Below are 23,156 nucleotides of genomic sequence, written 5' to 3'. Positions count from 1 at the left end.
TTATTCTATTCTCTCAAGGGTTTTCTGATGTGCTTTTGCAAAGCGGTTACTCTGCGGCACTATTTGATTTAAAAATTCGTAAATATGGCACTCGTTCATTTGTTGAACTTGGGTTTCTAATTTAGTAAAAATATCTGGGTTAAAAGAGCTAGTCAAATATTTATACAACTCGCTTAGTTCTGGATATTTAGATAAAGCTTGCGTTAAACCATTGATTCGGTAAAAACTGAGCCTTAAACGTGAAAGACGAGTGTTGCATTCTGATTTGGTTGCTTTCCATACCTGGCTAATCTCAATATCAGTAAAGACTAAGTTATGTCGTTCGTTGTTTCGTAGAAATTCTTGCAGACCAGCATATAATGCCGATCCCATGATTTCATCCTGTACTTTACTTAAATTCAAAATTGGTTCGTGCTGTATACGCCCAGTATGTTGAACAGGAAATGGCGCACTTTTAATAGTTAGTCCATGGTAATGTTTATTTACTATTGCCCAGACCATGTCTGAACGGCGAGCTTCACGGCCATTAATCTTAAAAATTAGGTTAGGCGTTTGTATTAAGGCTTTAGCGTTTAGTACAAAGGTGTTGCCTCCACGGTTTACCGTATCTTTTGCTGCAGCTAATGGAGATGTTGAACATGCTGGAACAATACCACGAGTGAGCGGGAAGCCCGTGACCAATAAAGGCGCATGTGCAATCAATCGAGAGCGAGCTTCAGTGACGCTTTCACCTTTGTAGGCGGGTTCAAGCCAAAATGGTGCTTCGATATGAGCCGTATGTTTACGAGATAAGTCATAGTAATAATCAGGATACTTATCTCGAAGCATTGTATTTTCATGGGTGCGATCAGGCAGTTCGATATTGTTTGATAGTTTATCAAGCCAGCGTAAGTTATGAAGCAGATCTACCAATTGGCCACGTAGGCCATTTAATGGAGGATTAGGCGATGAGCCTTCGTATTGTCCGATCACTATATCGACATCTGCTTGCTTAAACATTGGTAGCCAAGCTAGAAACTGTTTGGCTCGGGCATCTAAACGCATATCGTCATCAAGGATCCAAGCATAGTTATTTGGAGTCATTGTGCATTTTAAACCAACATATTTTTGCAGCATGCTCCGTGCATGTGCAATCCCCACTTGGCCTTTTGGTCGTTTTGCCAAGTCAGAACCAAATAGGCCGCTTGCAGCATCTTCTATCTGTTGTGTTTCGCTTATTATCTTTATATCACCCAATGGCCTTTTGCTGAATGAAAGCGTTTCTTTCACAGAAGCATCTGAGCAACCGTTGCATAGTACTATGGAGTTTATACTGGATAAAAAATCACATTGTGCAAGTTCAGCAATACTATTTAATAATGGCAATAATTTATGTGCATCACCGGTAATCACACCAATAGTTAGGGCAAATGGCTTGGATGGTTTTTCTAGTGAAGCAAGTGGCAGCCATGCCTCCTGTGCTTGTTTAAGGTTACAATCAATACCAGTTAATCTTTGGCGAAATGCTTGATAGCCCTGCATTTCTGGGAAATTTATTGTATGCAGAGATTGGCGCATTAAGTGCTTGAGATTTGGATGATCCACATGATGAATAGTCAGATAAGCCCTCCGAGCCATGTGTTCGAACCCTAATTCATTCCATGGGCGAATATCCGCGCCATAATCAATCAGTTTCACTTCACTCTGGGTTTTTATGAAGTTTTTCGGGTGCATGTTATTACATACAATCCCTGCTTTGCTGCAACTGTGTAGCAAGTCAATCACTTGTTCGCAGTTGCCACCTTGATAAGGGATACTATTTTCAAAGGGATAAGTGAGTACCAAAGTTTTTCCATCTAATATAACTTCGTCAAGGGTATATAAACCAGGTAGATTGTACCGTTGTGAACTAAACCATTTTAAGAAATTGATTTGCTCAGTAGGTATGTGGATTTTCCAATAGTCAATGCATTTAAAAACACGTTTACCATCTGTCATGACAACAGCTTCAGAGCCCATACCAAGTAGTAGAAGCTCATGAATACCAAATAGCCTTCTGATACGATCATTAGCTGCATCAATGCGACATTGTTTTATTCTATTAGCGAGTGTCGCATGCGGCTTTAAGAGGAACCCATTACAGCGGTTAGTACATAAATGATGAGCGCCTAAATACGTCAGTATTGTTGATAAATCGTTCTCGCTTTCAATAGAGCGTTGCTTTTGAAAGTCACCATCTTTTAATACCCATGCGCTATTACCGATATTTTCTTTGGCAACAAATGCTGTGGCTGTTTCAATACACGTTTGCTGATGGCATAAATTATAGCAAGTAACTCCCAGTTGATTCATCCGCTCAATAAACGCACGCAAATCAATCTGATCTAATTTTTTAGTTGTGGTCAAAACGATATTGAAGCTAACCAGACTTTTTGGGCCTAAATGATGAATTTTTTCAATAATTTGGTTTAATTGGTTAAATAAAAGACTTCCAAATTCAACGCCAAGAGTTAGTGCTATTTGAGATTCCTGTTTTAGTATTGATTTTGGTAATGTTTCTGGTTGCCAGAAAAATAGGCGCTGTGCGCGCTCAAGGAACGCGTTACTTTGATCAGCGCTCATACGTCCATGGTATTTCTGCCAGAAAACTGCCAATCCATTATTCTTGGCTGGTGAGTTTGGTGTACTAAGGCGTTGACGGTCACTATCGGCATAGTGATTTAGTAGTGGTTTTTTTATATTGCAGTAGCGTGTTGCGTCTAATTCACAGAGGCGTATGCACAAATCTCGATCAGTGCAACTTGATAGTTGCTCATCAAAACCGCCTGCCATCAACATAATATCTAGTGATAAGAATAGGTTAGAGCCTTGAATACCTGGATTTCCGCACAAGAACAGTTCTTCATTTATTGAGTCGGGAGGTATACATTTAATAGGCTGCTGTTCATTACCTTCACAACGGTAAAATCCCGCTGCCACCATATTACAATGCTTTTTGATTGCTAACGATTTGCAGTTTTCTAAGTAGTTAGGATGCCATTCATCATCATCGTCAAGAAATGCTAGAAATAGTGAACCGAAGTCCTGCTTTTCTTTGTTGCTCAGATACTCTATTGCCGTATTCCATGCCCCACTAGCACCGACAGTTCTCTGGTTTAGTAAATATTGAATATGGGAATTAGTTGATGGAATAGATTCGACTATCAGTCTGTTTTGACACTGAATTTGTTCTGGAGAGTCGTCTACAACAATAATATAGCTCGGTGATATGGTTTGATTTAATACTGAGTTTATAGCTCGCTGTTTTAGTAGATTAGGTCTGTTTTTGGTCGCAATAATCACTGCTATTTGTGGGGCGTTCAAACAATACTCCATTGCTAATGAGCAACTAGCTTTTATACTTGCATAGTCAGATCATAAAGCTTCTTGTGTTAATAAGTTAGTAATTCGGTCAGAACTATTTAATATCTTTACTTTTATATCATTGGTTGGTACGAATACGGATTACAGCTACATGAAAAGGATTACTAGGCCGTGTCCTCAATTCAATCGATAATCATCTAAATGGGTTAAAAATGTCACAGTGCCTGAAGAATCGTAACGATATACAATTATTATTTACTTATCAATTAATTCTGCATCAATCGAGGATAACTGAACAATGACTGTGAAGGATAAGGCTCCGCAGTTAAATTCGGCAGATACAATATCGAGGAAAGGGGGATATTACTTAATCTTCAGTTAGTTAAAAAGCCCCTTCCCTGTTTAGAGTATATTATCGTGTATGAGTTATTACACTTTCAATAACGACAGGTCTAAAGCGTTACTAGATACGTACATGCCTGACTGGAGATCCAGACGTGACTTACTTGACCGGATGCCTTTAAGTTAAGAGCATTGGAAGTAGCTCTTTATTATCTGATCAGATATATGGATTCGCCACTATCAAGCTAGATAAGTCATTTCATTCGTATAATAAAATGACTTATCTAGCTTGACTGATACTCAAAATCCACTCTATCTTTAACTAAGTTTAACGCTATAGAAAAATCACTTTATAGGCTGGCTTGATATTTGTCAGATGCCAACTACTTCGTTAGTGTGGGTATAAGAATATCAAGATCATAGATTCATATACGGTATGACTGATTTTGATAGAAGTAAAAAAGATTGCCAACACTATACTAGGCATAGTGTTAGCAACCTTTCTCTAGTTAGTACTTTACTTAGGTGATGTGATTAATATTGGGGTTTGATCTGAAAATATAACGCCCTCCCTTATTGATGATTTTCCAATACTATCCTGCTGTGCGTTGACTCTGAACTCATCTGGTTCCGAATGCCACTAAAAGCTCTACCTACTAAAAACAGGGTAATGCTAAAAGACTTTCGTTAGACAAACGATCGTTCATCAGGTCTAGAGAATAGCTGTTTTTTTAGTCGCTATAATGAACTCAGCAGCAAAAAAACTAGTCATTCCGGCTCAAATTAAAAACTCATAAAAGGACATAGCAATGAAATTCTCAAAAATACTCATGGCGCTTCCGTTGTCATTACTCTCTGTTAGTGCTATTGCAGGTATGGCCGATATCAATGGTAGTACCAAATGTACCATCGTTGATTCTATTATCAAAAATAAAGCCATCGTAAAAGCTTGTACTTACGAGGGTGCCGTAGGAGGAAGTATGAGTTATGCCATTAGTCAGCTGAGTTTCAAACTCTCTAACGGCAATATTTACCGTACCGTGGATAATGCGACGTTTGACTTTGGTAAAGGCGGACAAGTCCAAAATTTAAAAGAAACCGTCTTACTCAATGGGAAGACAGCCGAGGTTGTAAGACTCAATCATAAAACATTTAAAAAAATCTCTGATAAAGACATAGAAAGTCGCTATGAAAACATAAATCCTGACTTTTCTGATGTTCTACAGTGTTTCAAATACGTTAAGCAAGACGCTGCTTTCTGCGTGTCTTATGAGTTTATCAATAGAATATCTTAATCGTTATTTGGCCATCGTTTATTGATTACGCTACACATTAACCAGCTACATTTATCTATTGGAGTCATTATGAAATTAATTCACCTACCCTCTTTGGCATTGTTAGTAACTGCGTCTTTATTGTCTGCTAATACAATAGCTGCACCTGAACTCTCTAAGAGCCTCAGCAGCACTACAAGCAGTGATATGGTTCATGTATTTGGCTGGATGGAGGATGCTTGTGATGGTGAACAGCCACCTTACAAAAAGGTTTATGATAAACATGCAGTATTTATAAATAGTATTAGGGGTCAAAGACCTTATGAGGATTTCGTCAAGCCAAAAGCGCAGTGGTCGTCAGAATATCGTAATACGATAAAAGAGGTAAAAATGAACATCGGTGATATATACACTGAGTATCGAGTTATTTTTAATAAAGGCGTCACTTACCGTGGTCAACCTCTAGAAGAATATATATTTAGTTTTATACCTGAATCATCAGGTGGTCAAAACACTTTAAAGTTCTCATCCAATGCCAATATATCTACTATTATGTCGAACTTTCAAACTCGTCAGGTGGAGTACTGGGGTGAAATGGGAAATCGAGGCGCTATCTACAATCCTAAAAATAAAATGGTGACCTGTGAATTTTGGTAAAAATATCATTGTTATATCAGGCTCACCTGCGAAGTAATACCGCAAAATCAGTTCGAGAACAGAGCCGCTATCTGCTGCTAAAACAAATTATCTTAGGTAACGATGGCATCATTTTTATGGTGGCCAATATATCAATATTACATAACCTATATGAGAGACTAAAGCCATAAAAACTCTTCAAGCCATACTGTATATGACGTATAGCTTTCTCAAGCTTTTATTATTCTTAGGTGAGGTTGTCAATACCGGGGTTTGATTGTTAAAAACGATACAACCTTAAGGTTCAGTTAAGGTTGCTCCTTTATCATGCTTCCATGATGTTAATCGTGCTAAAAGCTTTTAGCCATTTGGAGACAGCTGATGTCATTATCTATTGATAGCACTCATACCTTGCAGAATGTTCTAAATACGACCTTCTATATTGAAGCCGTTAAGCCAATGTCAATATTGGAGGTGCAAGGAATACCTTCATCCCTATATATACGCGCCAGCACTCAAATTCCAATAGCGACATCGCCTACTTCATATACTCAAAATCAAGATGCCCAAGCATTCATCAAACAAATATATGAGTACATCCATCACGCTAGATTAAGCTACTTTATGCCTATTTTGTTTTCAGGTTTTGCCGATATGCCATCCTATGGCGATTGGTTATCCGCTGACGATGATACTTTGCCCGCGTTTAAAGGCACGAGCGTTGCTATCGGTCTAAAACCTATCTGTGAAGATAAGATATTTTTAGAGCAGTATTTAAACACGCCAATACAAAATGAGATCAGTAGAGTAGCAGGCGAGCCAGTCAATCGTCAGCGCATTTTTGAGATTGGCAATTTAGCATCAGGTTGTGCTGGTAGCGCGCGGCTTATGATAGCATTTTTGGTGTTTTATTTATCTACCCCTACCCTGAATCCTACGACTCATGAATACCAAACCAAAGCAGACTGGGTAGTGTGTACTGGCACCGATGCTGTGCGACATATATTGGCGCATATGGGCATTCGCAGCCATGTTATTGCCAAGGCCACTGCAGAAGCGCTAGAAGACCCTGAGCAAGTATCATCATGGGGCCATTACTATCAGCACAACCCTTTGGTGGTCGCCATCAATGTGGCAGATGCTAAGCGGGTATGCGCCCCTCATTATCGCTATAACGAAACGTTAGAGATGAATTATGCCACTCGTTTGACGCTAAATAAGATAACCGTTTAATACTCATTCATTAGCTTACCATCAACCAATAACACTGCACCACTACAAGACAGTGAGAATAACATGAAACCCATTTATACCGCGATATGTGAGCATGCCCGTCAGTCACCTATGCAAGTGGCGATACAGACGATAGACAATGACAAAACGATCAGTCTGACTTATGGCCAGCTTCAACGCACGTTGTCGGTGCTCCATGAGACATTAGACATATGGCAAGGCAAGCGTGTCGCTTTATATACCCATAATGATATAGATTGGATCATACTCGATTTGGCATTGAGTACCGTAGGCGCGGTCGTTGTGCCAATCCCCTTATTCTTTAGTGCATCACAAATTGCGCACTTACTACAAGATGCGCAGATAGAGACGGTATATGTTGGAGCTAGTTTAACAATGCCAATCATAGACAATATGGATCATTGGGTGATCGCTGATACACCAGAGACAAAAGCCATTAAGTCTGAGCAGGCGACTCATATCAAAGGTAGCTTTTATCAACTTACTGACACTATCATTGACCCTAGCCTTACCTCTCAAAATTCCTCTACTGCCAACGATTTTTGCAAAGTGACTTACACCTCAGGCAGTACTGGTATGCCAAAAGGCGTATGTTTGGGTCAAGATACTTTGATGCGTATTGTTGAGTCGTTATCGGGTGCGCTAGCTGACACCTTGAAAAATGACGCTGCTAACACTTCAGAAGTTACCGAGACCACAAGCAAATTTAGTCATTTGAGCGTGTTGCCTTTTGCCACTTTGTTAGAAAACGTGGCAGGCGTCTACGTGAGCCTATACATGGGCCGTACTTTGGTGACAGGGCAAATTGATCAATTTGGTTTGCTATCCAATCAAGCCTTTGATGCCGAGCGGCTGATAAAAACCGTACGAACCCATGATATCGCCAGTGTTATTTTATTACCACAAATGCTAAAAGCCATTTGCGAGCAAATGGCAGCTAATGAAAAATCCCAAATTTGCACAAGCACTAGTGGCGAGTGTACGCCTAGTATTGCTTTGCCATCCTTAAGATTTATGGCAGTAGGCGGCGGCAAAGTTTCACCCAAATTATTACAAGATGCTAACACCTTAAACTTGCCTGTCTATGAGGGCTATGGCTTGTCTGAATGTGGCTCTGTGGTCAGTCTAAATACGCCTAAAGCAAAGCGCGCAGGCAGTGTGGGTAAACCTATGCCTCATGCATCGGTCAGCATCGCAGATAGTGGCGAGGTGATGGTCAAAGGCAATGCGATGCAAGGCTACCTAAACCATGATAATAGCAACGAAGACAATGGCATCATTGCCACAGGGGATATCGGTCATCTAGATGACGACGGCTATTTATACATCACGGGTCGACGCAAAAACGTGCTCATCAGTAGTTTTGGCCGCAATATCTCGCCTGAATGGGTAGAAGCGCAGCTCTCAACGCAGCCCATTATTTATCAGGTAGCGGTACTCGGAGATGGTGAGCCTCATCTATCTGCGGTGATAGTCGCCAACCCTAACGCGACATCAGCAGATAACAGTGATTTACAATCTGCTATCAAACAAGCACTAAATATCGTAAACCAAACCTTGCCTGACTATGCTCGTATCAAACAGTGGCATCTAGCCGAGCTACCTTTCAGCACTGACAATGGATTATTAACCGATAACGGTAAATTGCGACGACTACAAATTCTTGAGACTTATAAATCAGCACTCGGCTTATAACGGACACTCTCACCAGCAGCACAACAGACTCTATTACTAAGCTTTTAATAAAACATAGTAGGAAAAATGCCGTTGACCGTTTAGATAGTACATAAATAGACCAAACCTAAATAGATCAAAGCTAGCCGTTAGCCTACATATATTTTTACCACTTATCGTTATAGGACAGCATTATGCAAACCACTCTTATGCTAAATGATTTGATAAAAAGTGACGTTATCGAAATTGACACTCCTGAGGTACTAACCTCTCAAGTGTCTGCCAGCGTATCATTACCTAAGACCTCTGATATTTTAACGGCCTTAAAAACCCATGGTTGGATGTTACTTCGAGGTCATCACTACGATGTGGACACGTTTAGTCAGTTGATGAGTCAACTGTGTCAGACCTTAACCTATGATCCTGCCCGTCAAAACATCACTTCTGAAGCCCAAAAAGTGGACGCAGGTGCGCATGCTATTGGACTACATATCGAAAATGGCAATACGCCGATGCCACCTGATGTCATTGCCTTTTTTAGTGAGTTAAGCGCCAAAAAAGGCTCACAAACAACGATATGTGATGGATATGCTGTGTATCAAGCACTATCACCTGAGCTAAAAGCCACTTTTAGTCAGCCGATGCGTATCAGTCGCTATTTACCTCAAGCAATTTGGCAAAATTACGTGGCTACTGCGACCGGCAGAACAGATGCCGCTGATCAAATAAGCTTGGATGATTTAGATAAATTTATCGCTGCGACGACGAGCAAGACGTTAACGCATCATGTAGAGCCTCAGACAGATGGCGGCGTTCGGTACGTGTTACAGGTACCTGCTATCCGAGAGGACAACTTAAGCGGGCAGTTCGCCTTTGCAAACACATTACTTGGGCCATCATTTAACTATGAAAAACCTAAGTTCACCCTAGCGAATAGTCAAAGCGTTGATGATGAGCTAATAGCCAAGCTGACTCGAATCTGTGAAGTGCATACTCAAGAAATTGCGTGGCAAAATGGTGATGTGGTGATACTAGACAACAAACGCATCATGCATGGTCGTCGACAAATTGACGTGCCCTTAGCAGAGCGTAAGCTGTATATTGCGATGGGTCTTGGAATTAAGCATGGCATTAATCACTCAGACGATTAGCAACAGCGCATATCACTACAATCCGTGCTTCAATAATCCATGCTTTAATAATAATTGTTCAACAAGGATGCGATATCATGACACTACCTAATGGTCAATCAGCCCTAATACAGTCTACCCTGCAATACACCATACTAATTGGTGCCACGGGTGGTATCGGACAAGAGATCGCACGGCAATTATGTGCCAATAATCGACCGGTAATCTTGATCGGGCGTAACAATCAAACCTTGACGCATTTAGTGGATGAGTTGACCAAAGACTATCCTGATGTCCCGCTTCTGTCTCATACATGTGACTTAAGCTCGCAGGCGTCGCAATCGCTACTGTTAGAGGGGCTGGGTGAAATGACACAAGGCCATGGAAACGTCATTGATACTGTCATACTCAATGCAGGTATCAATGACTTTGCATTACTCACGGATCAAAGTGATGATACGATCGAACAGATGATGTTGGTCAATGTGGCGTATCCACTACAGCTCATAAAAAGACTACTGCCTATCTTGATAGCACAGCATAGTCCGAGCCAAATAATCAGTGTTGGCTCAACCTTTGGCAGTATTGGCTACCCAGGTTTTAGTGCTTATAGCGCTAGCAAGTTTGCCTTACGCGGCGCAAGTGAAGCGTTAGGCCGCGAGTATGCCGACACCTCAGTGAAGTTTCGATATTTTGCGCCTAGAGCCACCAAGACCACCATGAATAAAGACGCAGTCGTCGCCATGAATGAGGCATTGAAAGTGAAAATGGACTCGCCTAAGACCGTCGCAAAAGCGTTGATTCACTTTATATCAACCAAGCAGGCGCATCAGCATTTGGGGTTTCCCGAGCGTTTTTTTGCATGGCTCAATCGACTGTTTCCCAACATTGTTGGCAATGCCATTGTCAAAGACCTACCCACCATCAAACAATACGCTAAAAAAGGACAGTAACCAGTTAGGTTGTCATGGAGTGAGTATGTTGTTAAATGGCCACGCCAAATAAGCGGCCAATCAATGAGGTTGCTACCATAGCTAGTACCCCCCAAACTACTACTCTAGTAGTAGCAGGAACAACAGGCGCACCGCCCAAACGAGCAGAGATGATCCCAAGTAGCATTAAGCCTACTATCGTCAAAGAGGCCAGTGACCAAACCAGTGTTTCCGCTGGTAATAGTAGTATCCCAATGATCGGTAGTATCGCCCCCGCTATAAATGATAGTCCAGAGGCAACTGATGCATGAATAGGCTTCGCTTCACTAAGATCCGTTAAGCCTATCTCATCACGAGCATGAGCCTCCAGGGCATTGTGCTCAGTCAAGCTTACGGCCACTTGATGTGCCAAATCATGCTCAAGTCCCCGCGCTTCATAAATTTTTGTGAGCTCTATTAGCTCACGCTCAGCATTATGCGTCAGCTCATGTCTCTCTTTATCGAGATCCGCCTTTTCGGTATCCGCTTGTGATGAGACAGAAATATACTCGCCAGCCGCCATCGACAACGCACCTGCGGTCAACGCGGCCATGCCAGTCAACAGCAATGTCTGACTGCTTGGGCTGGCAGCCGCTACCCCAACCAATAAACTGGCTGTCGAAATCAAACCATCATTCGCACCCAGCACTGCTGCCCTCAACCAATGATTGCGATTGCTCAAATGTGCTTCGTCATGAATAGAATAATGATGCATAAAATCCTTAAAAGGTATAGACACGGATTGGTATATCCTAGTGTAGCTTATAATATCACTGCAGTTTATACCGCTTGATACTATAACGCTCCATACATAGTCATTTGAACGGTCAATCGAATTGCCAATTAAATAGTCACTTGACTTGTTTCATCATCAATAATCTATAGCTAGTCAATACAAAAACCAATGTCTGACTACTTGCATAAAATAACAGCAACGGTAATGCTCGACTGTCAGATCCCACCATAAACACATGGATGCTAATAAGCATATAAGCTGTAAAGGTCAAAAAGTGTAGCCATCGCCACACTGATTGACCAATATACTTCTTAATATAGAAACTGAATGCACAGATAAATAACAGCCAAAACCCCATCTGTCCCAATGCCACGCCCACCCGATCAGTCTGGAAACCAAAAGGTACTAAAATCTGCCATATATGCAGATTTAGATAGTTATCCGCCAATAAAATACCAGCATGAAAAGCGGCAAAGCCTACCGCCATCAGACTTAAATACTGATGCAAGGCAAATACCCTAGCCGCATTAAAATGCTTTCCTAAGCGTGTACTCAGTAATAAACCAAAAACCACTGCCAGCCAAAATAAAGCATAAGCAATCACACCACTTGCCCGTGATAAATACCAAAAATGCTTATCTGTGGCGGTCAGTAGTTGTGAGACCGTCTCTCCCCACATCAATAGCATGTAGCTGCCGACTCCGATGGCAATACTCAAAATCAATACAATCCACATAACCTGAACAAGAAGCGACGTATTAGAAGTAGCCTGGCTGTGAGTAAGATTGTCTGTATGCATGACGATACTCCTATGAATGCATCTACTTAATATATTGGTATCTGGCGTATAGAGCGTGAGTCGTTAGACGGCAACCAAGTTGGGCTCACTCAAATTTGGCTCAATAGCAATGGACGATATCACGTTGTTATTCGTATCAATTAAGAGCGCCGCAATATGATGCTGGTTCAGCCATGTTATTGCTTCTGTAACGCCGAGGAGCACACAATATTTTGCGTATACCTCTGCTGTTACAGTATCCGCAGCCATGACCGTTGCTGTCAGGACATCACTGATAGCCGGACGGGAATAATGAGGGTGAATTAAATGATGCTGCGGGCGACCTTTATGCCACCAGCGCCGATAATCTTGCCCAGAAGTGGCGACAGCACCAGATCTCAAAGTAAGAATTGCGACATCTTGGTCGTTTTGCATATGCTCGCCATTAGCACAGTAAGGTTTAGCAATTGCCACGCCCCAAACAATTGGACTGTCTATTGCATTATCTAGGGCTTGGCTTCTTGGGACACCGATTGCTATATCACCGCCCATATCTACCAAACAAGGGAGTTGCCAGTCATGACTTCGACTAATCTGCTCAGCTAATTGCATGGCACACCAGCCTTTGACATAACCATTCAAATCAAGTGCTATTCCAGCGGGCAGGTAGATCTGATGCTGACCATCAACCAATCGGCGACACTGAATACTGTCTATTTGCTGATTAGGATTGTTAGCATTGGGTTGAGCTTGTAAGTATGTGGCGGCATTTGAGCCAGAGTTTGAGGTAATTACGGGTATAGATGGCGTAGACATTTTTGGCAAGGTTTCAAATGACTGCCTATAACCAGCAGCCCAGAGCGGTTTGAGTAAGGTTGGGGTTATGAGACCTTGAGTTTCTACAACAAAATATATGGCGCGACCTAAGACCTCAAACAACTCTGCACTTACCTCCCTCCATTGGTCGGTATGATTATTAAGTCTCATGAGCTCACTGGTTTCATCGAAACGACTAAATATATGCTCCCAGCGTGCTAAACGCTGCTGAGTTTCACTTTTTAACAAAGAAATTTGGTGATCTATTATTTCCTGCGAGTGCTGTGTGCCAATCTTGGTAATGTTTAACGTTATTTGAATGTGGCAACCCATCGCCGCCAGTTTCAGAGTCGCCAATTTTGTCGTGTTCTTACTCATCAGAAGACTCCATTTTTTGCGATAGGGTATAAGCTCAATCATTACTCATCTTTGCTTATTTATTGATTTGCTGGTTATTGAGAAGAACGCGTACGGGCGACGACTGTTATTGCCTCTACAGGAGCAGCTTCATTGACCTGCCTCAGCTGTGTGATGTCAACAATGGGTATTGATGCAGCAGCTAGCTCACCACTCCCAGAATCTGTAGTATTTACAGTGACGGCGCTCACAGATGGGCTGTCTGTCTCTTGATTGAGCAAAAATAACCATCCACCCATCGTGCCTGCAATCGATGCAATCATGATACTGCTTTTAAGAAAGGCGAACGGATCAGCTTTTTTACTCGTCTTATTAGCAGGTTTCTTTGGAGTTGCTTGGGCCGTTGATTGTGTATTAGTCATCATAATCATCTTCCTCCTCATGGTGTTTGTAGCTCGTTGCGATTAGATGATCACTCTTTTTGTAATCCTCGTCACGGTATTTGCCGACTTTTTCATTTTCGTCCCTGTCGTCATCATGATGCTCATCTCGATCATCTTCATCGTAGTCTTCATAAAAATTCTCAACACGATAATTATTGGTCGCTACCGGATTTAGAACCGTGCCTAAATTGGCGTCAATATAAGTGGCGCTATTATCTAATAGCACTTCATAAGCGACCTTACCGTTATAGTTGATGAGCTCTGGATTGGCCTGCAATATCGCATTGGGTGCGTCTTGTTTTGCCAGTGCTGTCGCTTGCGCAGGACTAAGCGCAGCAAGAGGTAACTGCTGCACCGATGAGGATGATGCGTTAGGTGTGATGTCAGCATTTTGAGTGATGGGATCAGCTACTGATAAAGTACTAGCAGGTTCGGGAGACTGCACGGCTAAGGCAATAACCCCACCAAAGAATACTAAGGAAGTCGCACCGACAGTTAATAATAGTGGTTTTAAGAGCGGTAGGCTCACAGGTTGTACTCCATATAATGTTATTAGGGAATACGAGTAGCATACGCACCGAATATTAACTCAAGCTTAAGACAGTATGATTTATTTTTTTACAATGGTTTTGAGAGTACGTTTTTACTTCTTACCGTTACCACAAAGCCTGTTTCTGGTTGAGGGTGGTTGGCAAATGCTAAGGTGAGGTTGTGCAGATCTGCGATTCGATTGGCGATTGACAGTCCTAGCCCACTGCCTATTTGAGTTTGACCGGCTGGGCGATAGAAGCGTTCGCTCAGGCGTGCTAGCTGTTCTGGTTCTACGCCCAAGCCATTATCCACCACTTTGATACTATCAGTATCCAACTGCAGTTCGATCTGGCAGCCCTCTGGGCAATAGCGAATGGCATTGTCTAGTAAGTTACGGATTAATAGTTTAAATAATACTGGATTGATAAGAATGGGCAAAATATCGGCAGGATTGTCACAGTGTACGGTGCGTTTTAATTGAATGTGTTTTTCACGCGCCAAGCGGTTGACGTCACTCAGCACAGTATCGGTGAGCATCAGCCAGTCTGGACGTTCTAATTGCTCAGGGGGCAACTGCTGTTGCGGCTCTATTTTGGCTAAAACCAATAATTGATCGACCAAATGGGTGGCACGCTCGATACCATCGCTAATTTTTAGCGTGTGATAAAACAGTTGACTGTCGTTTTCTATACCCGACAGCTGTAACAGCTGCTGCTGTAACAAGTCTGCTTGTAGTTTTAGCGCAGCCAGTGGACTACGCAGCTCATGAGAAGCATCAGCAGTAAAGCGTTGTTCACGTGCCAAAGTATCTGCCACTTTCACAAACAACACGTTTAAAGCGGTCACTAAAGGCTGAATCTCTTGTGGGACGTCTGCTGTGATCGGATGATCGTCTTGCAGCTTGCGCTGTTCCACTTCGGCGCTGATTTGACTTAATGGCATCAGTCCGTGTCGTATCAATCCGATAGTCAAGATCATCAAGGAAAGCAGCCCAATTAACATCGGCAGCACTTGTACAGACATCGCTTCAACAATCATTTCTCGGCGAGAATCAAGATTTTGGCCAATCGCAATCACACGCCCTTCGTGCATATCATCGCTATGATAGTCATCGTGCGCATAAAACAACCGCCAACGTTTGCTAAAGGGATTCAGACGCTGATAAGCAGAGTTGTATTCTTCTATAAAACCACGCTGATCTGGCAGGAAAGAAAACGACTGTCCGTTTTCATCAGCCATTAATAGTCGTCCCTCTTTATCCCAAATAGCAAAGCCCATATAGTCATCTTCCGCATCACCAAGATCCCCTGACAGCTCTTTACTTTTTAAATTATATATTTTGGCAGCATGTTCGCTCTTCTGTTTATGATGATCGTCGTCATCGTCTTCTTGATCACTATTTTCTGAATCTCCAGTTTTTGGAATCCCGTCTTTGGAATCTACCTCTTTTAAGTCACTGTCATCAGCCGAGATACCCATCAAGTAACGAACCACTTGGGTGATTTGCGTGTCATTCATTTCATTGATTTCGTGCCACAACCGCCAAGCAATAAAGCTCGACGTGACAAGCCATAGCAAGGGCAGACCAATGAGTAAGGAGATGAACAGTCGCTGCTGGATACTTTTCATAAGCTCACATGTTGCTCATATATTGTTCGTATGTTGAAAGCCAAATTGACTATAAATATATTAATGGTTATGTGCTGGATTGAGGTAGTAGCCGATACCGCGTTTGGTTAAAATAAAGTCATTGCCCAACTTTTTGCGTAAATGATGAATATGTACTTCAATCGCATTACTCTCAATATCCTGTTGCCAGCCATAGAGTTTGTCCTCTAAGCTCGCTCGGCTATGTATCTGTTTGGGATGGGTCAGCATTTGCTCTAGTATCGCCACTTCTTTGATGGTCAGCTCAACGACTTGCCCTTGATAAGAAACCTGATGATTATGAGGCCAATAAGCGACGTCACCATAACGAATCTCAGGCTGGCTACGTCCCTGACTGCGCCGTATCAATGCTTGCAGGCGGGCAACCACCTCATCTAGTGCAAATGGCTTGACCAAGTAATCATCGGCGCCCGCATTGAGTCCCGCCACGCGATTGGCAATGGCATCACGAGCGGTAATGATCAGCACTGGTGTGTCTAACTGTTTGTATCGCCAATTTTGTAGCACCGTCATACCATCCCCTCTTGGCAACGTCAAATCAAGTAGCACCGCGTCAAACATATCCTCTTGCAGTGCCATCTCACCTTGCCTAGCATCACTAAACCAATCAACCATCATGCCATGGCTCTTTAGCCCAACAACGAGGCCTTCAGCAATATTGCTATCGTCTTCTATTAATAGTATGCGTGCCATGACTGTCCTATTACGTTATGTATCCTGCTATCTTGTTTTTATTGTGGGCGACGCGTCGTCACCGTTTTATTACCCGTTATCATCGACTTGATCAGATTTTGCCGTTCCCAATAGCTCATGGCAATTGCAGAGATAATATGCAACGGCACCAGCAAGTATAAACTATTGGCTAGTATTCCATGGATTTCTTCAAGGATATCTTTACTACCGAAAATTTTGGCTTCCATCAGATAACCACTGATGCCCAATCCTATAATCACGGCCCATAACGACAGCATCATAATAGCAGCCAGTGGATTATGACCCAAATGCTGCTCATCTGTACGGCGGATACTTAAATCAGATAGGTGGTGTTTAATACGAGACGGCGTGGGGAAAAAGTTACTAAAGCGTGCATAACGTGTACCCACAAATCCCCAAAGTAGACGGATAACCACTAGCCCTACCACGGTATAACCGACATATTGATGCAGCTCACTGCCTTCTTCGGTAAAAAGCAAATTAGCAGTGATACCAGCCGCGACGGCCCAGTGAGTCACTCTGACCAAAATATCCCAAACTCGTACTTTCTGAGTTTTAGGAATGTTTGATAACAATATATCAGACTCGTGGGTCGGATTCGTTGTACTGTTTTGGTTCATGGTCATCACTCCCCTAATAGTTCGTTTGTTTTTTGACGATATAATTGCTAAACATCAAACCTAGGCGAGATACCGCTAGTAGGCTAGACGTTACATCATCTGCTCTACTGCTATTACAACAAACAAACCTTAAGGCTAGCTTAGGAAGCTAAAAACCAAACACTCATATAGTGAGTAATATGTCATGACATTTCTAGGTGGTGATAAAAAATACCGTTTAAAATACCGTTGCTAGCAACATTATTTTTTAAACGGCACAATATTAGAATAAAAGCTGAGACGAATCCAATAATTAATTTATCGTAGTTCGCCTTTAAAGCGTTTACGCACCTGATGCAAGTACAGAGCCGGTGCGACTCGCTACAGTAAGCTGCCAAGGTGCGAAACAGGTTCAGGCAATATCCAGCGTTTGCGTCGCTGCAAACCTTGATCGATCCGTTCGGCCATCCCTTCAGTACTGCGCATACTCCGGCAATCCTCCCGATAAATAAGAACGCTTAGAAATAGAGATTAACTGCTAAACTATCAGCAGAAGAACCCTATGAAAAAGATCCGCTTTAGCGACAACCAAATCGTCAACATCTTAAAGCAAGCAGAGCAAGGTGTCCCTATCACTGAGCTATGCCGTGACCACAATATTGGACAAAGCACCTTTTATAACTGGCGTTCTAAATACGGCGGTATGGATGCCTCTTTAATCTCACGTCTTAAAGAGCTTGAAATTGAGAACGCTCGACTAAAGAAGATGTATGCCGATGAATGTCTTAAATCTGACATATTACAGAATGTCATGTCAAAAAAATGGTAGCGCCATCAAGGCGCCGTGAGATGGCTTGTCACTACCTTGAAGAGCGTTTTATTAGCATACGCAGGGCTTGCCATATCTTTAACATCAGCGTCACTTGCTACTATCATAAGTCAGTTGCCTCTGATGAAAACAAGCTAATAGCGGATTTATTAATAGATCTGACGCAGAAGAATAAGAATTGGGGCTTTGGATTATGCTTTTTAAGTCTGTATAACTTTCTGGGGTTGCCCTACAACCACAAACGCGTCGTGTATCGCATCTACTGCGATCTTGAATTGAACCTTAGAATCAAGCCCAAGCGCCGTATTAAACGTGACAAACCCATACCTCTAGCAGTACCTGATAGTATCAATCAAAGCTGAAGCATGGACTTTATGCCTGATGCGCTAACCGTTGAGATTGACTTTTCACTACCTGCTCAAAGAGTGATACGCGGTCTGAATCAGCTGATTGAATATCGAGGCAAGCCTGATCAAGTGAGATGTGACAACGGTCCTGAGTACATTAGTAATGCACTCAAAGACTGGGCACTAGAGCAAGATATTGCTATCAGATATATTGAGCCTGGTCATCCACAGCAAAATGCTTATGTAGAGCGCTATAATAGAACGATGCGGTATGATTGGTTAAACCAAGAGCTGTTTACTACTTTAGCTCAAGTCAGAGAACAAGCAGAACACTGGTTGTACCACTACAATAACGAGCGCCCGAACATGGGCAATGGCGGCTTTACGCCAATGCAGAAACTATTTCACGCAGCTTAATTCTATTAGATTAGTGTCTTAGGTTTGGGTGGGTTACCACTTGAATTAAACTTGGAATAGGTATGCCAATAACTAGTTCTGAATGAGCTGGTTCAGGCATTTCTGTTATTCGTGATGTTGAGGCATATTTATTTGATATAAGGCAAGGTACGGTAAAACGTACTATTTAGGCTTGGAAAACTATGGCTGCACCTAAGGTCTATTCATCATCGGATTACTCAGACAGTTGATTAAAAACCTACTCCTACACTAAATATTTGTATTTTTGATCTGTTTCTCAGCGACTGCAATGTACTAGCCAGAACATAACTGCTTAGGTGATGATGACTTCGCTATCGAGGGACTGAAAATCTGATTATAATGAACGTATAAACTTACTTTTAAATATTAAAAACATAAAAAAAGGTTGCCAATGCTATACCAAATATAGCCTCGGTAACCTTTTTTAATTTGGCATTTTACTTAGGTGATATTGTTAATATTGGGGTTTGAATAACCAAGAAAGGTTAGTCATGATTATCGTGTTTAGGCTTGATGTGCCCGTGATAAAATTTTGTTTATCAATGAGTGTGTAAGCGACGGTTAATACCAAGCAAACAAATGCGGGCCAAAAAGTCACTGGTCGTAATTTTGCCATACAAACTTCCTTGTTATGGTTCTGATTACGGTCAAGATTACTCCAAATCACAGACCATTGGAAAATGATATAAAGTCTGTCAACCATGACTAAAAGTAATGCCACAAAATATTAGGATATTTGTTAAGAGAGAGGTTCGCTTTAAGATGAGTATTAATAGATATGAAAATTGCCCAAAATTATGTTTCATAGCTTGTCACTATTAATTTTTTGGCCAGAGATGTATTAAGTAGTATTTATGAAAGAGGTTACTGGAAAGTAAATAGCTGTAGAGTAATTATTCTCAAATATCAAAATCGTAGTGATGTCATAGTTAAATACAATACAGTAATTATAAATATACTAAGCTAGATGGCTCAACCTCTTGTTACCGACCTCTGCTGTCGAATCCGTAGACATTAAATTTAGGGGTTATAATTTTAACGAATTTTCTATTTACTGTTTATTTTTATTAGGGGATAGCTTTAAAATTAATATCGATAGCAAAGAATTACTCAATGCTAGAGTAGACCAAATATTAATCTAAACTATAACTTGTTGGGTGATAAACACCTCAATATTATGGTGTCCAAAATATAATTAACCTATCCCTTACCATGGAATTCTTTTACTCTAATGATTCGAAAATCACCTAAATGCTATTGTTTACATAGTGCAGAAGACTGATGTATAAAATCCACTTTTCTTAGGTGATGTTGTTAATATTGGGGTTTGACGGCAGGGGTCACTCAGGCGTAAGCGCATTGGCATTGATACAAACGCTGATAATACTAACCGTTAAAAAGCTTAAAGTATGGCCAGCTATATTGGTTCTCGAAATACTTGTATATATAAGTCCACTTTTTTTATAGTGAAAGGATTATGTAAAGAACAGGTACTTATTGCAAGTATTTTTTCTAATTATTAGCTTTATAAAAACAAGAATTCATATTTGAATGACTAAGTGCTAAAATAGTATTTTAACACTCTTATATGAATGATTATATTATGAAAATAAGATTTGATTTTTATACGCCAAGTGAAATTTCTCAGATTTTAGGTGAACGCTTAAAAACGCAGAGACTGGCATTAAACTTAACACAAGCCGCTTTAGCAGATAAGGCTGGTACTGGCATCAGTACTGTTGCTCGTATTGAGTCTGGTCAGGGCGGTACACTAGACAATATAATCAGGCTCGCTATGGCTCTTGGCATGGTAAATCACTTTTCTGAATTATTTGATGTAGTGCCTACCAATATAGAAGATGTTATCGCTAAACAAAATCCACGCTTGCGCGCCTCAAATAAAAGCTGATATAAGGTAGCCACCTCAATGTATCAACCGATATCAATTATCAATATTTACTACCAAGGATTCGGAGACAAACGTCTTATCGGTAAATTAACGATGGATGGACGACGCCCTACCTTTGGCTATGATGCGGCGTGGCTGACTGATGGACTGGAGTTATCACCAATTGAGATGCCCTTACGATCAGCACCTTATTATGGTACTCATGCGTCGAGCCATTACCTATGCGGATTATTATCAGACAGCTTACCTGATGGTTGGGGAATGCTGCTCATGGATAGGTTCTTTCGAAAAACAATGTCTCATGCTACGTCAATCAATGTTTTAGATCGCCTCGCTTATATTGGTAATTCAGCAATGGGAGCACTTAGTTTTGAGCCACAACAAGATTTATCAGGCGCTGATATCGATATTAATGATTTTACTTTAGCCAAACTGGCCGCTGCCAATCAATCGATTTTATCCGGACAAGATAGCAACATACTGGCTGAGCTCATCGTTATCGGCGGCTCACCACAAGGTGCAAGACCAAAAGCACTTGTCCTATATGATGAGGCAACCGAGTTTATTACTACGGACTTAAAAAGCGAACAGCCATCCGCAGCGCCGTGGCTGATTAAGTTTCCTGCCCAATCTGAGCATAAAAGCGTTTGCCTATTAGAGTCAATTTATGCTGATATGGCTAAGCAAGCAGGCCTAAACATGCCTGCGCATCATTATTTTGATATCGGTGAAAAACATGCTGCTTTTGGGGTTGAGCGTTTTGACCGTATGGGCAATCAACGCGTTCATACTCATACGCTGGCAGGTTTATTAGACATTGATTTTCGCATCCCATCATTAGATTATCTGCAGTATTTACGCTGCGTGCGTATGTTGACCCAATCACAAGTTGCTGTAGAAGAGGGTTTTAGACATGCTGTATTTAATGTCATCTTTAACAATAAAGACGATCATAGCAAGAACTTCTCTTTTATGATGGACAAGGCTGGCAGGTGGTCATTGTCGCCTGTCTATGATCTCGTTTATAACTCAGGTATGAACGGTTATCATCAAATGGATGTGACTGGTGAAGCTCAATACCCTACCCGATCTCACTTATTAAAGTTGGCTAAACTTGCTGATATTAAGCAAAACAAGGCACAAGCTATTATTGATCAGGTAGCATCAGTTGCTGAGGACTTTTTGACTGTTATTAAAGATCATAACATTGAGAAAGAATTATCAAATCAGGTCATTCATGATATAAAAGCCAATCTCAATCGGATGGCAAATCAATAGACCTTAAGAAGTTGTTAAATTTGTTGTTAAAAATAAATCCTTAACAACCTTAACCCTTAATTATAAAGGGTTATGCTAAGTTAGTCGTTGCGTGGTGGGCGCACCAATGAATATTATCAGAAGCAATCAAAAGACCCCATAGCCTATACGCTGTGGGGTCTTTTGATTGTTTAATATATTACATCCTGACTTTATATAACTTACGATGTATTTTCATACAGCATTTTAAAGGTATTCTAGCAGGTATCTGCAAATACTGAACCGCTCCGAGTATATCGGAGGCTGATTTACTTGAGTCAGGCAGCGATGCCTAACAGGGATAAATTATCATAATACCGTTTTTCGAACTCAATTAGTGTTTCGGCTGTATATGTATAGTAGACGAAAAGCTTTTATTTTTAACCACTACACCTTTGGGTGCTAATGGCTCAAAGTCTTGATTAAATATCGCCCCATCTTCTGCAGGGATAATATACTGAGCTATGTAATTGGTGCCTCTGTCATCTTGAATATCAGCAAACGAGGCATAGTATTTATTGTATTTTCCGGCATCTACAAGCTTACTTTCAACTGGCTTTATAAATTTACCATGAATCAACTCAAGAGGATTAGTAGAACCGTGCTCGCGCGCTATAAACCAATATTTTTTATATGACTCTAAATTAAGGCTTGAAATATCTACCTCAGCCAAATCGATCCAGTTAGCGCATTGCTGCTCAAACATTTTCGAACGTAAATCCTCTCCTTCAAGCCAAGCAATAGCCATGTTTGTAGCACGCTTGATTAAATGACCTTCAATCGTTGCATTACTACCACCATCGCTAAAATCGATCATTTCTTTAGCAAACTCTAGTGAAAGCTTTTCAACATCCGCCCGATCAAATCTTTTTATCATTTATTTTTATTCCTAAGATTATTTATCGAAACACCCTAAATTTGGTTGGAATCCGCCACGCTACAAAATATATCATCAACTGTTGTCAAGGGTCAAGCAGTAACAATCTTTTGAAAATATTAGTAATGTTCGGGCCTCAAAAATCATCTAAAGGTAGGTCTATGTTGGTTACTTTCTAGCATCACTATGAATAAA

At 41.3% G+C, this 23,156-nt stretch carries 19 protein-coding genes and 1 pseudogene; 10 read left to right on the top strand and 10 right to left on the bottom strand.

Going from position 1 to position 23,156, the window contains the following annotated elements:
* Positions 1–3,342 (bottom strand): glycosyltransferase family 2 protein, encoded by a 3,342-nt coding sequence (locus JMY08_RS03145; protein ID WP_201590281.1) that lies wholly within the window; start codon positions 3,340–3,342, stop codon positions 1–3.
* A gap of 345 nt (positions 3,343–3,687) precedes the next feature.
* On the opposite strand from JMY08_RS03145, the gene JMY08_RS14185 reads away from it, so the two are divergent.
* The 7 genes from JMY08_RS14185 (at position 3,688) to JMY08_RS03110 (ending at position 10,605) form a co-directional block, all read left to right on the top strand.
* Positions 3,688–3,786 carry a YgjP-like metallopeptidase domain-containing protein gene (locus JMY08_RS14185; RefSeq protein ID WP_198551957.1) on the top strand — a complete coding sequence of 33 codons (99 nt, stop codon included), beginning with the start codon at positions 3,688–3,690 and terminating at the stop codon, positions 3,784–3,786.
* A 707-nt stretch (positions 3,787–4,493) separates the two neighbouring features.
* Positions 4,494–4,979: a hypothetical protein gene (locus tag JMY08_RS03135; protein WP_101211078.1), complete on the top strand. Its 486-nt coding sequence runs from the start codon at positions 4,494–4,496 to the stop codon at positions 4,977–4,979.
* Positions 4,980–5,048: 69 nt separating this feature from the next.
* Positions 5,049–5,615, top strand: coding sequence for a hypothetical protein (locus JMY08_RS03130; protein ID WP_101211077.1), 567 nt, complete (start codon positions 5,049–5,051; stop codon positions 5,613–5,615).
* Positions 5,616–5,975: 360 nt separating this feature from the next.
* Positions 5,976–6,827, top strand: coding sequence for a thermostable hemolysin (locus JMY08_RS03125; protein ID WP_201590279.1), 852 nt, complete (start codon positions 5,976–5,978; stop codon positions 6,825–6,827).
* 63 nt (positions 6,828–6,890) lie between these two features.
* The gene (locus JMY08_RS03120; RefSeq protein ID WP_160022939.1) at positions 6,891–8,543 is read left to right on the top strand and encodes an AMP-binding protein; all 1,653 of its coding nucleotides are present in this window, start codon (positions 6,891–6,893) and stop codon (positions 8,541–8,543) included.
* A gap of 173 nt (positions 8,544–8,716) precedes the next feature.
* On the top strand, positions 8,717–9,673 hold the full coding sequence (locus JMY08_RS03115) for a TauD/TfdA family dioxygenase (protein WP_025653054.1): 957 nt from the start codon (positions 8,717–8,719) through the stop codon (positions 9,671–9,673).
* Positions 9,674–9,750: 77 nt separating this feature from the next.
* Entirely contained in the window at positions 9,751–10,605 is an 855-nt protein-coding gene (locus tag JMY08_RS03110; RefSeq protein ID WP_025653055.1) for an SDR family oxidoreductase, read from the top strand.
* A 31-nt stretch (positions 10,606–10,636) separates the two neighbouring features.
* Here the strand turns inward: JMY08_RS03110 and JMY08_RS03105 are convergent, their stop codons facing one another.
* From JMY08_RS03105 to JMY08_RS03070, 8 genes are all read right to left on the bottom strand, one after another.
* Positions 10,637–11,338, bottom strand: coding sequence for a VIT family protein (locus JMY08_RS03105; RefSeq protein WP_025653056.1), 702 nt, complete (start codon positions 11,336–11,338; stop codon positions 10,637–10,639).
* Positions 11,339–11,474: 136 nt separating this feature from the next.
* Complete coding sequence (locus JMY08_RS03100) at positions 11,475–12,158, bottom strand: ferric reductase-like protein (RefSeq protein WP_101211072.1); 684 nt, start codon at positions 12,156–12,158, stop codon at positions 11,475–11,477.
* Between the two features lie 63 nt (positions 12,159–12,221).
* Positions 12,222–13,331 carry an FAD:protein FMN transferase gene (locus JMY08_RS03095; RefSeq protein ID WP_084212341.1) on the bottom strand — a complete coding sequence of 370 codons (1,110 nt, stop codon included), beginning with the start codon at positions 13,329–13,331 and terminating at the stop codon, positions 12,222–12,224.
* A gap of 74 nt (positions 13,332–13,405) precedes the next feature.
* Positions 13,406–13,735, bottom strand: coding sequence for a hypothetical protein (locus JMY08_RS03090; RefSeq protein WP_227502415.1), 330 nt, complete (start codon positions 13,733–13,735; stop codon positions 13,406–13,408).
* Positions 13,725–14,282: a PepSY domain-containing protein gene (locus JMY08_RS03085; RefSeq protein ID WP_025653060.1), complete on the bottom strand. Its 558-nt coding sequence runs from the start codon at positions 14,280–14,282 to the stop codon at positions 13,725–13,727. Before JMY08_RS03085 ends, JMY08_RS03090 begins: the two co-directional genes overlap by 11 nt.
* 89 nt (positions 14,283–14,371) lie before the next feature.
* Positions 14,372–15,913, bottom strand: a complete 1,542-nt coding sequence (locus JMY08_RS03080; RefSeq protein WP_101211071.1) for an ATP-binding protein — start codon at positions 15,911–15,913, stop codon at positions 14,372–14,374.
* A gap of 60 nt (positions 15,914–15,973) precedes the next feature.
* The gene (locus tag JMY08_RS03075; RefSeq protein ID WP_101211070.1) at positions 15,974–16,645 is read right to left on the bottom strand and encodes a response regulator; all 672 of its coding nucleotides are present in this window, start codon (positions 16,643–16,645) and stop codon (positions 15,974–15,976) included.
* A gap of 38 nt (positions 16,646–16,683) precedes the next feature.
* Positions 16,684–17,286, bottom strand: a complete 603-nt coding sequence (locus tag JMY08_RS03070) for a cytochrome b/b6 domain-containing protein (RefSeq protein WP_101211069.1) — start codon at positions 17,284–17,286, stop codon at positions 16,684–16,686.
* Between the two features lie 541 nt (positions 17,287–17,827).
* Between JMY08_RS03070 and JMY08_RS03065 the strand changes: the two are divergent.
* The 3 genes and pseudogenes from JMY08_RS03065 to JMY08_RS03055 all read left to right on the top strand — a co-directional run bounded on the left by JMY08_RS03065 (position 17,828) and on the right by JMY08_RS03055 (position 22,066).
* A pseudogene (locus JMY08_RS03065) lies at positions 17,828–18,858 on the top strand (integrase core domain-containing protein).
* A gap of 1,609 nt (positions 18,859–20,467) precedes the next feature.
* Positions 20,468–20,788: a helix-turn-helix domain-containing protein gene (locus JMY08_RS03060; protein ID WP_201590276.1), complete on the top strand. Its 321-nt coding sequence runs from the start codon at positions 20,468–20,470 to the stop codon at positions 20,786–20,788.
* An 18-nt stretch (positions 20,789–20,806) separates the two neighbouring features.
* Positions 20,807–22,066: a type II toxin-antitoxin system HipA family toxin gene (locus JMY08_RS03055; protein WP_201590273.1), complete on the top strand. Its 1,260-nt coding sequence runs from the start codon at positions 20,807–20,809 to the stop codon at positions 22,064–22,066.
* Between the two features lie 352 nt (positions 22,067–22,418).
* Here JMY08_RS03055 and JMY08_RS03050 read toward each other — a convergent pair whose 3' ends face one another.
* Positions 22,419–22,961, bottom strand: a complete 543-nt coding sequence (locus JMY08_RS03050; protein WP_201590270.1) for a hypothetical protein — start codon at positions 22,959–22,961, stop codon at positions 22,419–22,421.
* Positions 22,962–23,156 lie beyond the last annotated feature (195 nt).

Origin of the sequence: Psychrobacter sp. Pi2-51, from assembly GCF_904846665.1 — a bacterium.
In the GTDB taxonomy this organism is placed as follows: domain Bacteria; phylum Pseudomonadota; class Gammaproteobacteria; order Pseudomonadales; family Moraxellaceae; genus Psychrobacter; species Psychrobacter glaciei.
This window is presented reverse-complemented; position numbering and strand designations above follow the sequence as displayed.

Bases quoted from the DNA above. Each gene is read 5' to 3' on its own strand.
- JMY08_RS03135 (WP_101211078.1), top strand. From the start codon at position 4,494: ATGAAATTCTCAAAAATACTCATGGCGCTTCCGTTGTCATTACTCTCT.
- JMY08_RS03130 (WP_101211077.1), top strand. From the start codon at position 5,049: ATGAAATTAATTCACCTACCCTCTTTGGCATTGTTAGTAACTGCGTCT.
- JMY08_RS03125 (WP_201590279.1), top strand. From the start codon at position 5,976: ATGTCATTATCTATTGATAGCACTCATACCTTGCAGAATGTTCTAAAT.
- JMY08_RS03120 (WP_160022939.1), top strand. From the start codon at position 6,891: ATGAAACCCATTTATACCGCGATATGTGAGCATGCCCGTCAGTCACCT.
- JMY08_RS03115 (WP_025653054.1), top strand. From the start codon at position 8,717: ATGCAAACCACTCTTATGCTAAATGATTTGATAAAAAGTGACGTTATC.
- JMY08_RS03110 (WP_025653055.1), top strand. From the start codon at position 9,751: ATGACACTACCTAATGGTCAATCAGCCCTAATACAGTCTACCCTGCAA.
- JMY08_RS03105 (WP_025653056.1), bottom strand. From the start codon at position 11,338: ATGCATCATTATTCTATTCATGACGAAGCACATTTGAGCAATCGCAAT.
- JMY08_RS03100 (WP_101211072.1), bottom strand. From the start codon at position 12,158: ATGCATACAGACAATCTTACTCACAGCCAGGCTACTTCTAATACGTCG.
- JMY08_RS03095 (WP_084212341.1), bottom strand. From the start codon at position 13,331: ATGAGTAAGAACACGACAAAATTGGCGACTCTGAAACTGGCGGCGATG.
- JMY08_RS03090 (WP_227502415.1), bottom strand. From the start codon at position 13,735: ATGATGACTAATACACAATCAACGGCCCAAGCAACTCCAAAGAAACCT.
- JMY08_RS03080 (WP_101211071.1), bottom strand. From the start codon at position 15,913: ATGAAAAGTATCCAGCAGCGACTGTTCATCTCCTTACTCATTGGTCTG.
- JMY08_RS03075 (WP_101211070.1), bottom strand. From the start codon at position 16,645: ATGGCACGCATACTATTAATAGAAGACGATAGCAATATTGCTGAAGGC.
- JMY08_RS03070 (WP_101211069.1), bottom strand. From the start codon at position 17,286: ATGAACCAAAACAGTACAACGAATCCGACCCACGAGTCTGATATATTG.
- JMY08_RS03060 (WP_201590276.1), top strand. From the start codon at position 20,468: ATGAATGATTATATTATGAAAATAAGATTTGATTTTTATACGCCAAGT.
- JMY08_RS03055 (WP_201590273.1), top strand. From the start codon at position 20,807: ATGTATCAACCGATATCAATTATCAATATTTACTACCAAGGATTCGGA.
- JMY08_RS03050 (WP_201590270.1), bottom strand. From the start codon at position 22,961: ATGATAAAAAGATTTGATCGGGCGGATGTTGAAAAGCTTTCACTAGAG.